This window comes from Pontibacillus chungwhensis BH030062 (assembly GCF_000770675.1).
GTDB classification, from domain to species: domain Bacteria; phylum Bacillota; class Bacilli; order Bacillales; family BH030062; genus Pontibacillus; species Pontibacillus chungwhensis.
Window position 1 is genome coordinate 130,811 of record NZ_AVBG01000008.1, and the last position, 12,188, is coordinate 142,998.

Sequence of the window (12,188 nt, forward strand, 5' to 3'; positions counted from 1 at the left end):
TCCTTGATCAAACGTTTGATCAATTTATGATTCGTAAGGAATTTCCTCATCCTCACACCATCTCTTGGCAACTTTAAGAAATTGAGCTTCTTTATATGCGTACCAATCTTCCTCAAGCCCCAAGTCTCCCACCATATCTTTAAAACGGCGGAAAGCTCCTCGGCCGCGGATCGCCCGGAGTAACTTATTCCCCTTCTCTTCATCCTCTAGCGAATGAGCGAAGGATTCCATCACTCTATACTCGTCCAGGTCACGTGGTGTTGGCAGTTCTACGAAGCGACCATCCTCATCCCAAACAAATAGATCGGCCCATTCGCGATTCTTTCGCTCCCAATCCTGTAAATGGTCAATCGGTTTCTCATCTTCTGCATCACGGATCTCATCATGTGTAATGGTAATGAGCTCACCTGTCTCTTTATCCAGATAGATATTTACATCGCCATCATTCAGTTCAGCGTTCTCTGCAATGGTTTGAAGGTTTACTTTCATTACGTTCAGTCCTTTCCTCCATAAAACATAGTTTATTAATAATTTCAAAACACCCTATTTGGCTCCACTATAACAAATCTTACTTTGCACAAAAACAGCCCTAGAGCACCTAACATGCCCCCAAGCCACTCCGATGTTATAATAGAGGCACGAAAGAGACATGGAGGTATGTATCATGAGAATTGAAGTATGGTCAGATGTAGTCTGCCCGTTTTGCTATATTGGGAAACGTCGCTTAGAAGCGGCTCTTAAAGAATTTGAACAAGCAGATCAAGTAGAGATTGATATACAGTTTAAAAGCTTTGAATTAGACCCAAATGCTCCAGTAAATAGTAATCAAACTACAAATGAAAAACTCGCTGAAAAATATGGCAAGACGTTAGAAGAAGCGAAACAAATGACAGCCAATATGACTCAGCAAGCTGCCGAAGAAGGTCTTGATTTTGACTTTGATCGCACGATTCCAACAAATACGTTCGACGCTCATCGCCTGTTCCAACGTGCTGCTGAACAAGGGATCGGCAACAAAGTATCTGAGCAATTGTTCCATGCTTATTTTGAAGCAGGCAAGCATGTTGGCGACCGCTCCGTCTTGAAAGAGATTGCCCTTCAAGCGGGACTTTCAGAAGACGACGTAAAAGCTGCCTTCACTGAAGAGAAATATGCAACAGCAGTCAGAAGCGATGAACAAGAAGCCGGACAAATCGGTGTCCAGGGCGTTCCATTCTTCGTCTTTAACCGCAAATTCGCTATATCAGGTGCCCAGCCGAAAGAAGTTTTCTTACAAGGCTTACAGAAAGCTTACGAAGAAGAGAAGCAAGCTCCTGCTTTCGAATCGATCGGTGATAAAGATACAGAAGTATGTACGGATGAAGGATGCGACATCTAATTCAGAATTTATATGTATAGAAATAAGACAGGGGCTGAATCCCCTGTCTTATTTTTTAGTATATGTTATTGATCAAACGTTTGATCAATAGCTCATCACCTTTGCTACCAAAGAGCTTTAGGCAGTATTGATAAGACACTCTTAAAGGAAAGATAGTAATAAAATTAGCAGAATGGGAACCACTAACACCATGTAAGCCATTGGACGGGCGAAGTTAACCGTCATTCCTATCCCGAACCGCTTCTCCACCAAGACAGAAGGATCTTGTTTATTGAAATAGATCATGCCACCGATCCAGTACCTGTCTTCATCATACTCCTCTACTTTATCATCTTGACCCGTCACCACAACTTCATCTAAGTCAGAATCCACTTTCCCAACTTTAATAGCAAACACTACAGCCCCGGCTAATGTAAGAAACATAAAGATCAGAGGCACCAGCATAATCATCATGTCACCAAACATGTTTCCGTATAGAGTCATAGCTTGTAAAAACGAGAATAGCATGGTCAGTAACAAAGAGACGAGCAGCAGTAACCAGCTTGTGTATTTACGTAAGTTTATTTGCCTCTTTTTGGACGCCTGATTGTTCGTTGGACGAATTTTTATACCTGAACGTTTCGTTAGTTCAATGATACCAAGAAACATCCCTTGGAGAACCAGCAAGATAATCGGAAGGGAGAAAACAGACAGAACACTCTTATCTGTATAAGCATCAGGCTGCCCATCTGCTCCCCAATGGACAGGAATCTGATCAGGAAACTGATTATAGTTGGCTGCTGTAAAAGCCATTAATCCGATCGTTAAAAGAATTGGTAGGGACACGACATACCAGGGCAGCATTTCATCTTTAGCCCTGATGTTTAAATCAGAGATTTTCACTTGCTTTTTACCCTCAAACCAGCTCTGTTCCTTCTTCAACTTAGAGATCTTCACATGAAAATAGAAATAAAGTACAAGTGAGGTAACAATAACAATCATCGGCAGTATCGTTCCCATAAGTGCCATTTGAACATCTGTTGGTGTGGTGCTCATGCTCCAGACTAAGAACGTTGTAAGAACCCCGAGGGATAAAACACCGGTAATAAGAGAATATCGTTTTTTTGATTGCTTAATCACCGCATGATTCGTATGGTCCATTGGCACCGTCACACCAAATACAACAGTCCGTTTAACCAAGAAAGGAATAGAAACTTGAATGACACTTACGATCAACGTCGATAAGAATAAAATGATCCCTTCCATTTACTTCATCTCCCTTACATTTCTCATAATTGAGTCTACAAGCGCGTGAATCTCATCATCGTTCATCCCGGAAACCATAGCCTCAACAACAGTAGGTCGTAGCTTCTCAGACAATAGATCCGTTTGCTCTTTAGAGGCACCTTTCAATGGGGCCACGCTTATAACAGCCCCTGATTTCGGAACGATCGTAATAACCCCTTTGGCCTCCAGGTCATGATAACTCTTATTAATTGTATGCATGTTCACACCAAGGTCCGACGCGAGGCCACGTACGGAAGGCAACACTTCACCAGCTGCTAGCTCGCCGCGAATGATTCCTTCCATCACTTGTGTGCTCACCTGGGAATAGATCGGTATATCCGACTCTGGCTCTATCTGAATATACATCCTCCCACCTCCATTCTGTTCTACTACTATTATAACAAAACTGTTCTAGTTGGTGTATAACAATTGAATGAAGACATAAAAAAATAGGCAGGAATCGATTTGTGATTCCTGCCTGTTTTGGTTTGCACCCTAATTGCATGGGAGGTCTTCTTATTAATTTGCGTCTTCTGGTATAACGACTTCTAGACTTACGTTATCAATTTCAATGGAATGCGCCTCAGCGAATTGGCCCATTAAATATTTTAGAGAAACTTTGTCATCAGCTGTCATCTCGAATTGATAGGTAAACGTGTTGTACTCTTCGCTTAATGAAACTTTCTCACTAAGATAACGGTAATAACCAGCATTCTCTAACGTAACCTCGATCTCACGTGGTACAGAGGATTTGGCATCAAAGGATAGCTCGTACTTTAGACCTTTAATTAAATCCAACCCTGCATATTCTGGAAGGACACTCCATGTTTCATTACCTGCATTGGTAATATCAACACTCAACGCTTCATCCTTTACTTCTATAGTTGCATTTGCATCAAAGTGAATGTAGTTAGTCCAAGGATCCATACCTTCTGAGAAGTCCCCATTCTTTAATGGGCTCAAATCAATCTCACTATAATCAACATAACTAGATGTTTGATCCAGACGAACGTCATCCATATAAACGTTTACCGCAGTTCCACCCATGTTGAAGATTAGCTGACCATCTAAATCAGACAACTCTTTCGTCATTTCAAACGAAACGGTATACGTGTTCCATTCGCTTCCTAAGGAAACAACTTCAGCTTCTTGATAGACCATTGATCCATCTTCATTCACAAAGCTAACGGACATCTCTCTATCTTGATCAGCCTTCGCTCGGAATGTGAGGTCATAAGTACTTCCTTTCAAGAATTGGAGACCGTTTTGCTTAAACTGAATATCTTCCTTATCAGATCCAACATCTTCTATATTCATATGCATAAAACGCTCTTCTTCCGTAACATAAGACTCAGCTTCTGCACCGTTTTGCGTTACGGTTTCCCAGTAAACAAGTCGGCTGAAGTCGCCTTGGTCAAACGTTCCATTATACACATGGTTGCCATCTGCTAGCGGTTCTTTTTGATTTGATTCATCAACCTGCCCTGTAATGTCTTCTACTCTTACATTGCCAATCCAAACAGGGTTTGTTGAAGTCTGACCCAGATTGAATTCTAAACGTGCCGCAAGATCTGTATCTTGGTTGTGCGTAAACGTATATTCGTATGATTGAACTTCATCAGTCAATTCCATCGTCTTTTCACCTGAATAGTTCGCATATCCTCGTTCAGCACCACCAGATACTTTCGTCATCAAAGTACGATTCGCATCCGATTTAGCGTCAAAGCTCACTTTATAGGTGCGTCCTTCTCCAATTGATAATTTTTGAATCAATTGCAGAGCCCATAATGCATTACCTTGATTTGTTATTTCAGTCTTGGCAAACGTAGTGCCGTTTACCTCATCTGTCGAAATACTTCCTTGTCCCTGAAAATCAGGTAAGGTAAGGAAGTTCCAATACGTATTATCCATAGTATCGCTATTTTCATCAACAATGGTAAACCCATTTTCATAGGACTGATCATAAATCAGATTTCCATCCTCAAGTGGTTGCTTCGCATCTTCTGGAAGTGGCTCAATGTCAACGGTTGGCTCTACAGGTTCCATATAGTCACGACCTGTAAGTTCATAAACCCTCACATAGTCAACTTCCATCTGGCCAGGAAATTCAGTAGTCTCATCCACGTCACCGCCATACCAGCCACCAACGGCTAGGTTTAAGATCATGTAGAATTCCTGATCAAATGGCGCAGGGAATGTATAGTTCGCTGCTTCATTTGTCCCTTTACTAAACCACTTATTTAACGTTTGGTACAGTTCACCATCTACATACCAGCGAATTTCACCAGGCTCCCACTCGATTGAGTAAGTATGGTAATCTGTGTAGTTCTCCCCTTCTGGGAAGTGATATTCCTCACCCGTATACGTGTTATTCGGCCATTCTTCACCATAGTGAATCGTTCCACCAATCGTGCTCGTATCATTACCTGCTGCTTCCATAATGTCAATTTCACCTGAAACAGGCCAATTTCCATAAACGCTATCTTCCGGCATCATCCAGAATGCGGGCCAATACCCTTGACCTTCAGGCAACTTCATGCGCGCTTCGAACTTGCCATACTTTTTGCTAAATAGGCCTTTTGTTTTTAACTTGGCTGAGGTATAGTCATAAGAGCCAAATTGGTCTGTTTTCTTTTCTTTTTTGGCTTTAATGACTAAGTTGCCGTCCTCAATATAGGAGTTCTCTGGAGAATCAGTATAATATTCCTGCTCATTGTTTCCCCAACCTGGAGCAACTCCATTTCCATCCTCATCTACAATCCAGTTTCCGATGTCGTATGTCCACTTATCTGAATCTATTTCTTCCGTTAAGAACTCATCGTTCCAAACAAGCGTCCAGTCAGTTGCCTCTTGTCCAAAAGTATAGACAATCGCTTGATTGATGTCGGACTCAACAAATTTTACTGTATTTTGAATAGACGCTTCGATATAAACGTTGCCCTCTACTTTCGTATTGTTCAGTACCGCATTACTAGCGCCTTTTGTTAAGAGTAAGTCCCCTTTAATCGTGACATTCTCAATAGTAACGTCCGATTGAGTAATTAGAGCTGAGCCCTCAACTGTCTCATTGGTGTATGTACCTGAGGTAAACACCGTATCTGCAAGAGACTGAATGTAGGTAATGGCTTCTCCCCATTTTACTGGCTCATTAGACTGTGCTGGGTCCTCATTCCATGTTTGATACGGGAAAAAGTACGTTAACATCTTCACTGCTTCTCCGTGCTTAATAGCTGAATCCGCGTCTCCCTCTTCCTCTTCCTCTAGCCAATAGCCTAGCTCTTCTGATAGATTCAAGATCTCTTTTTCCTCGTCAGAATATCCGATAGTTTGATTCAATAAATCTGCAAAAGCGAGCCTTGATGTTGCTGCATTCTCATTAGCAGGGTGAAATTCTTTCTGTTTCAGCCACTCTACTTCAACGTTTGCCGCTTTTGCTTGTGTTGTACCGCTTACTACCAAAGCTACCAACAGACAAAACACGAAAAGTTTCCTCATACATTCAGCCTCCTATAAATTTTGAAAACCACTTGCACTCAACATCGAAACCGGTTTCGTTTTTCGCATAAAAAATACTTTCACTAGATCCATTAAAGCAAAACGAACTTTCCGAAAGCGGTTTCGAATTAATAACTATGAAAGCGGTTTCTAATTGCTTTAATAGTATCATAGATTCCGATCCTTTCAAGTGAATATTTTCGACATAATTTTACATGAGCACCGAGCTCATAAGTCTTTACTCCCCCGCCCTTTAACCCATATAAATAGCGGAAGGGATACTGCTTAGTCCCTTCCGCACGTTGTACTACTTATGAAAATCAAGCCCTGATTCGACAGGCGCAATGTATCCCGCTCGAACGACATAGTCTCCGAAATGCTCCCCTTCTAAGCGCTCCTTTGCATAGCTGTGAATGATTGGTTTAAGTGATGCTAGAATCTCATCCTCACCGATATTTTCTTTATAAAGCTTATTTAATCGCTCGCCTTTAAAACCTCCTCCTAAGTACATATTGTACTTACCAGGGGCTTTGCCAATAAATCCGATTTCACTTAGTGCAGGGCGAGAGCATCCATTCGGACAACCAGACATTCGTATGACAATCTCTTCATCTCTTAATCCCGCTTCTTCTATAATGTCTTCAAGCCGATCAATGAGAGACGGAAGGTAGCGTTCAGACTCGGCCATTGCCAAGCCACATGTGGGAAAGGCTACACATGCCATCGAATTCCTTCTAAGTGCAGAGTTATACCGTCCATCAGACAAACCGTATTGCTCCACCATGCGTTCAATCGTTTCTTTCTCATCTTCCTCCACACCAGAAATAATCAAATTTTGGTTTGGAGTGAGACGGAATTCTCCCTTATGCAGTTTAGCAATCTCTCTTAACCCTGTCATAAGCTGATGGTTCTCTTCATCCTTGATTCTACCGTTTTGCACAAATAGAGTCAGGTGCCACTTCCCATCTCCTTTAACCCAGCCGTATCGGTCGCCGTTATGGTCAAATGAATAGGAGCGAGCTTCTTCTAAGGACCATCCTAGTCGATCGTTTAACTCGTTCTTTAACCAATCGAGTCCTCTCTTATCGATTGTGTACTTAAACCGGGCATTCTTACGCTCAGATCGATTTCCGTAGTCCCGTTGAATCGTAACGATCTTCTCAGCAACCTCTTTCGCTTGGTCCACTTTACAGAATCCTATTACGCGTCCAAGTTGAGGATACGTAGTTGTATCTCCATGGGTCATGCCCATACCTCCGCCAACAGATACGTTGTAACCAACAAGCGCCCCATCTTCGACAATTCCAATGAAGCCTAAGTCTTGGCTGAAGACATCCACATCATTCGAAGGAGGTACTGCGACGCCAATCTTGAACTTCCGTGGTAAGTAGAACGGGCCGTAAATCGGTTCGTCCTCATCACGTCCGTCTAACACCTTCTCTTCATCTAACCAAATTTCATGATAAGCTTTTGTCTTTGGTAACAAGTGCTCACTCACTCGATTAGCGGTGTCATAGACTTGGCTATGTACAGAAGACTGATAAGGGTTCGCTGTCGACATGACATTCCGGTTCACATCTCCACACGCTGCAATGGAATCCATTAACGCCTGATCCATTTCTTGAATCGTTTGCTTCATATTCCATTTCAAAATGCCGTGCAGTTGAAATGTCTGCCTAGTCGTCAGTTTCATTGTTCCATTGCCATTCGTATTGGCTAGTTCATCCATCTTCAGCCATTGTTCTGGTGTCGCCACTCCCCCTGGCAAACGAACGCGTATCATAAATTGATAGGCGGGTTCTAATTTCTTATGCTTTCGTTCCTGACGAACATCTCGATCATCCTGCATATAGCTACCATGAAACTTAAGGATCTTCGTCTCTTCTTCTGGGATACTGGCTGTAATCCGATTACCGAACTCTTCAACTAGAGATCCCCTTAAGAAGTTACTATCCTGCTTAATCCGTTCCATCGCACTAGGGGCGCCTCCTGACTGCTTCCCTTCATCTCTTCCCATGATCTCCTCCCCTTTCTCTTCTATTAATAGACATCTCGCTGGTATCGCTTTTCCTTACGAAGCTGATTTAAGTACGTTTCTGCTTCTTCAGCCGTATAGTTTCCTTCTTTTTGAATGATTTCTAGAAGGGCATTTTGAACATCTTTCGCCATATACGTCTCATCCCCACATACGTATACATATGCGCCACCTTTTAACCATTCATAGACTTCCTTACTGTTCTCTAGTAAGCGATGCTGGACGTACACTTTCTCCTCGGTATCTCTTGAGAAGGCGACATCCATCTTCGATAGTACACCATCACTCAACCAGCTCTGCCATTCTGTCTGGTATAAGAAGTCACTGACGAAATGCTGTTCACCAAAGTAGAGCCATGATGGCCCCTTGTCTTCGGTTTCTTCTCTCTCTTGCAAGAAAGCCCGATAAGGCGCAACCCCTGTTCCGGCGCCAATCATAATAATAGGCGTATCTTTCTGTTCAGGCAGCTTAAAGTTGGAGTTCTTCTGGACAAAGACAGGCAGGTGATCTCCAATACTTGATCTCTCCGAGCACTGTACAGAACAAACACCTGATCTTTTCCTTCCATGTGCTTCATAACGAAGGGCTCCGATTGTCAGGTGAACTTCATCAGGATTCGCATTTTGACTACTAGCAATGGAATAGAGACGAACCGGAATTTTCCGGAGTAGTGCTACAAAGTCGCTTACCTCCCCTTTCCAAGGCGCGAAATCGGTAACAAGATCAATCAAATCTCTTCCATAAACATAGTCTTGTATCGCTTTAGAGTCATTCTCTTCTAACCACTTCTGCAATGAATCACTTAAGGAAGCTGTCTTTTCAAGAAGGGGTTTTGATAAAGTGGTAATGTCAAAGATTGAGCGAAGAGCTTCTCTCAGCGCCAGTTCCTCACCTTGCTTATTAACTGGAACAGTTAAGTCCCCATCCCACTCCAGAACTTGAAGCAACTGCTCTACGAGTGCCGGGTCATTCTCAGGATAGATTCCAAGACTATCCCCAGGTTCATAGGTAATCCCGGACCCTTCTAAATCAAGTTCAAGATGACGCGTTTCTTTATTGGAACCTCGACCGTTCAGATCTAGATTCTCTAAAATTTCAGCCTTGAATGGGTTTTTCTTAGAATAATTTGTTTGCTCTTCAATCACAGCAGATGCAGGGGCGGGTGAGGCAACGGCTTCCTGTCCTAATTCTTGTTTCACTGCTTCGATCCATTCTTGCGCTGGTTCCTCATAATCTAAATCACAGTCTACCCGGTTATAGAGCCGACTAGCTCCCAATTCTTCCAAACGTTTATCCAAGTCCTTTCCCGTCTGACAGAAGAATTCATAAGAGCTGTCACCTAGAGAAAGGACAGAGAAACGAACACCTTCAAGGCTTGGCGCTCTCTTACTATGAAGGAAATCGTACAGAGAAAGAGCGTTGTCTGGCGGATCTCCGTCTCCATGAGTACTTGTAACGATCAGGAGGTCTTCTACTTTCTTGATATTTTTTGGTTTTATATCATCCATTGATAAGCATTCTACCTCTAAATGGACGGCTTGCAGTTGTTCCGTAAATTCTTTAGCAAGCGCCTCACAGTTTCCTGTGTGAGAACCATAAAGAATCGTGACTTTTCGAGTTTGTGGTGTGTTTCCTTTCGTGGTATCTGTCGCCTCTACCGTTCCTTCTTGATTGCCGACTTGAGCTGAGGCTAAGTAGCCGCTGAGCCAAATCTTTTGACTTTCCGTAAGCGTAGGAAAAAGGTGATTTAGTAGATCTATTTGTTCCTGGTTAAATGGACTATTCGTTACCTTTAATGACACCTGTTGTCACCTCCAAACGTTGTTCTTGAGACGTTCGATAATAGCGTTCTAATTCAACGACCATTGCCCCCATCTTCTGTACCTCAGGTTCAACGACATATGTAATTCCTTGCTCTCGTAATTGACCGGCAGTGATCTTGCCAACTGCCACCGCTATAACGCCATTGTTAAACGATTGCACCATTTCATGCTTTTGCTCAGCGAAAACATTAAGAACTTGTGTTTTACTGGTGAATACAACAGCATCAAGTGACTGAGCGATGATGGATTCACGTAGCCGATTCGTGACGCTTTGTTCCGGAGGGTCAAAAGCATAAGGCTTTGAAACGTATACATCGTACCCTAACCCCTCTAACGTCTCTTGCCACAAGGCGTCATCTTGATGATAGGCCTGGAGAAAGACACGTGAGGTCTCCGCGCCTCTTGGAAGAGCTGCGACGAGATTTTCCATCGTTCCATCTTCTGAGACTAGCGCTGGTTGTAGCTCTTTTTCTTGTAACCACCGCAACGTTTTACTCCCACGTATAGCAAGGGATTCTTTCTGTAGCTGCTGTATAAAGTGTTGTTCGAGACCATGTTCAATCGAAGCATCTTCTAATGTTTTAGCTCCTATACCGGTCGTTAAGATGACCCAGTCAAATTCTAGCTGGATATAATCGCGTACGTTTTGCGCGCTAATATCTTGGTTTAATTGCTGCTTTCCTTGTGATGGGTAAGCCACCGCTTCCGCTCCTTTCTTTTGAAGGAGCGTACATATTGCTTCTAATTGGCGATCAGCTGCGACGCCAACGACCTTACCCTTTAATCCCGACACATCCTCACCACCTTCGATCTATTGCTTCTTTAAATTGACGCTGTTCTTCTTCATCCTTATACCGTTCCTCTACAATCTCGCGAAGAAGCCTTCTTTTTTCCCCTTCATCCATAGAGGAGTGCTTAATCTGTTGCCTGCATTCATATAGAAAATCCACATACGGTCCGTAGTCGTCATAATGCTCCCTGATTTTTGATAAAATCGATGAGGTGAGTCCAGGACTTGCCCCAGCCGTTGAGACTGATATGGTGAGCTTCCCTTTCCTAAATACCCCCGGGAAGGTGATATTCCCTCGCTCAGCATTTGTTGCGTCATTAATAAGTGGAATATGAGCAGCGACCTGAAGTACTCTCTCATTCACCTCTTCGTCATCTGTCGCCACAACCAATAGAAACGCCTCGCGGGCATCGCTTGCTTCAAACCGCTTATCAAGCCACTTAATCTTCCCAAGGCTAACCAACTCTTGAAGGGAGTCCGTCAAGTGCGGGCTGATAATGGTAACAATAGCCCCATTTTCAACAAGGGCTTTAGCACGTTTACAAGCGACTTTTCCTCCCCCAATAACGACAGCACAAAGGCCTGTCATTTCGACCATTAAAGGAAGTTGACTCATCGTGTGCTTCCTCCTATCTCACTCTCATTTGTTGGTCCCATTCCTCACTGACAAAAGCTTCGTGAACACGGTCTGCCAGTGCCTGAATCATAATCGGATGGTCACCGAGGTAATGTGTCATTGTAATCGGGACCCCTTCTTGTTGAAGACTTTCCACTCTCTTGTTCATGGTTTGAATGAGCTTCCCAGTAAACCATAAATATGGGATCACAATCGTTCTCTTATTTGAGAGGACGGCCCGACGGGTTCCCTCCTCAAAAGTAGGAGAACAGGCAGCCAGATAGCATACATCAACATATGCTCCGCCTACTTCTTCACCTAGCCAGCTAGCAATCTGTTCAATAGATGCTTTTGTTTCAGGATTGCGACTGCCTCTTCCAACAAGGACAAGGTGAAGATCTTCTTGTAAAGATGCGACCTCCTGAATCCGGTCAACTAGAACTCTCGTTATCCGCTTCTGTATGCCAAGGGGCTTCCCGTACTTGAAGCGAATGTTCGGATAAAGAGCTACACCTGCTTGTATTTCATCCGGTATATCGTGATAGTAATGACCAGCACTTAGCAATAAGACAGGGGCAATTGTGATGTCTGTTGCCCCCTTCTCCACAAGACGCTTGATCCCTTGATCCATCGTTGGTTCGGCTAGTTCCAGAAAGCAAATTTCAAATAACGGAGTAGCCACTTCTTGATGCACTTGATGAATATAGGAAACTGCTTCTTCTTTCGTTTCCTCTACTCTACTTCCATGACTAACGTACAGAACAGCTTCCATCATCATCTTCCTT

10 protein-coding genes are annotated in these 12,188 nt (G+C 43.2%); 1 reads left to right on the forward strand and 9 read right to left on the reverse strand.

Going from position 1 to position 12,188, the window contains the following annotated elements:
* Window positions 1-24 precede the first annotated feature (24 nt).
* Window positions 25-489 (reverse strand): UPF0158 family protein, encoded by a 465-nt coding sequence (locus N780_RS11760; RefSeq protein ID WP_052115039.1) that lies wholly within the window; start codon window positions 487-489, stop codon window positions 25-27.
* A 175-nt stretch (window positions 490-664) separates the two neighbouring features.
* On the opposite strand from N780_RS11760, the gene N780_RS11765 reads away from it, so the two are divergent.
* Window positions 665-1,378, forward strand: a complete 714-nt coding sequence (locus tag N780_RS11765) for a DsbA family oxidoreductase (protein ID WP_036784139.1) — start codon at window positions 665-667, stop codon at window positions 1,376-1,378.
* 141 nt (window positions 1,379-1,519) lie between these two features.
* Here N780_RS11765 and N780_RS11770 read toward each other — a convergent pair whose 3' ends face one another.
* The 8 genes from N780_RS11770 to N780_RS11805 form a co-directional block, all read right to left on the reverse strand.
* A complete protein-coding gene (locus N780_RS11770) occupies window positions 1,520-2,623 on the reverse strand; it encodes a DUF1648 domain-containing protein (protein WP_036784142.1) in 1,104 nt (367 codons plus the stop codon).
* A complete protein-coding gene (locus N780_RS11775; RefSeq protein ID WP_036784145.1) occupies window positions 2,624-3,010 on the reverse strand; it encodes a GntR family transcriptional regulator in 387 nt (128 codons plus the stop codon). It abuts the gene before it with no gap.
* A 153-nt stretch (window positions 3,011-3,163) separates the two neighbouring features.
* On the reverse strand, window positions 3,164-6,139 hold the full coding sequence (locus N780_RS11780) for a carbohydrate binding domain-containing protein (protein ID WP_036784148.1): 2,976 nt from the start codon (window positions 6,137-6,139) through the stop codon (window positions 3,164-3,166).
* A gap of 307 nt (window positions 6,140-6,446) precedes the next feature.
* A complete protein-coding gene (gene cysI / locus N780_RS11785) occupies window positions 6,447-8,156 on the reverse strand; it encodes an assimilatory sulfite reductase (NADPH) hemoprotein subunit (protein ID WP_036784151.1) in 1,710 nt (569 codons plus the stop codon).
* A gap of 23 nt (window positions 8,157-8,179) precedes the next feature.
* Window positions 8,180-9,976: an assimilatory sulfite reductase (NADPH) flavoprotein subunit gene (locus tag N780_RS11790; protein WP_036784153.1), complete on the reverse strand. Its 1,797-nt coding sequence runs from the start codon at window positions 9,974-9,976 to the stop codon at window positions 8,180-8,182.
* A complete protein-coding gene (locus tag N780_RS11795; protein WP_052115041.1) occupies window positions 9,954-10,790 on the reverse strand; it encodes a uroporphyrinogen-III synthase in 837 nt (278 codons plus the stop codon). Before N780_RS11795 ends, N780_RS11790 begins: the two co-directional genes overlap by 23 nt.
* Before the next feature lie 4 nt (window positions 10,791-10,794).
* On the reverse strand, window positions 10,795-11,403 hold the full coding sequence (locus N780_RS11800) for an NAD(P)-binding protein (RefSeq protein ID WP_036784156.1): 609 nt from the start codon (window positions 11,401-11,403) through the stop codon (window positions 10,795-10,797).
* A gap of 13 nt (window positions 11,404-11,416) precedes the next feature.
* Window positions 11,417-12,181 carry a sirohydrochlorin chelatase gene (locus N780_RS11805; RefSeq protein ID WP_232299533.1) on the reverse strand — a complete coding sequence of 255 codons (765 nt, stop codon included), beginning with the start codon at window positions 12,179-12,181 and terminating at the stop codon, window positions 11,417-11,419.
* Window positions 12,182-12,188: the final 7 nt, after the last annotated feature.

Bases quoted from the DNA above. Each gene is read 5' to 3' on its own strand.
- cysI (WP_036784151.1), bottom strand. From the start codon at position 8,156: ATGGGAAGAGATGAAGGGAAGCAGTCAGGAGGCGCCCCTAGTGCGATG.
- N780_RS11765 (WP_036784139.1), top strand. From the start codon at position 665: ATGAGAATTGAAGTATGGTCAGATGTAGTCTGCCCGTTTTGCTATATT.
- N780_RS11775 (WP_036784145.1), bottom strand. From the start codon at position 3,010: ATGTATATTCAGATAGAGCCAGAGTCGGATATACCGATCTATTCCCAG.
- N780_RS11780 (WP_036784148.1), bottom strand. From the start codon at position 6,139: ATGAGGAAACTTTTCGTGTTTTGTCTGTTGGTAGCTTTGGTAGTAAGC.
- N780_RS11800 (WP_036784156.1), bottom strand. From the start codon at position 11,403: ATGAGTCAACTTCCTTTAATGGTCGAAATGACAGGCCTTTGTGCTGTC.
- N780_RS11760 (WP_052115039.1), bottom strand. From the start codon at position 489: ATGAAAGTAAACCTTCAAACCATTGCAGAGAACGCTGAACTGAATGAT.
- N780_RS11805 (WP_232299533.1), bottom strand. From the start codon at position 12,181: ATGATGATGGAAGCTGTTCTGTACGTTAGTCATGGAAGTAGAGTAGAG.
- N780_RS11770 (WP_036784142.1), bottom strand. From the start codon at position 2,623: ATGGAAGGGATCATTTTATTCTTATCGACGTTGATCGTAAGTGTCATT.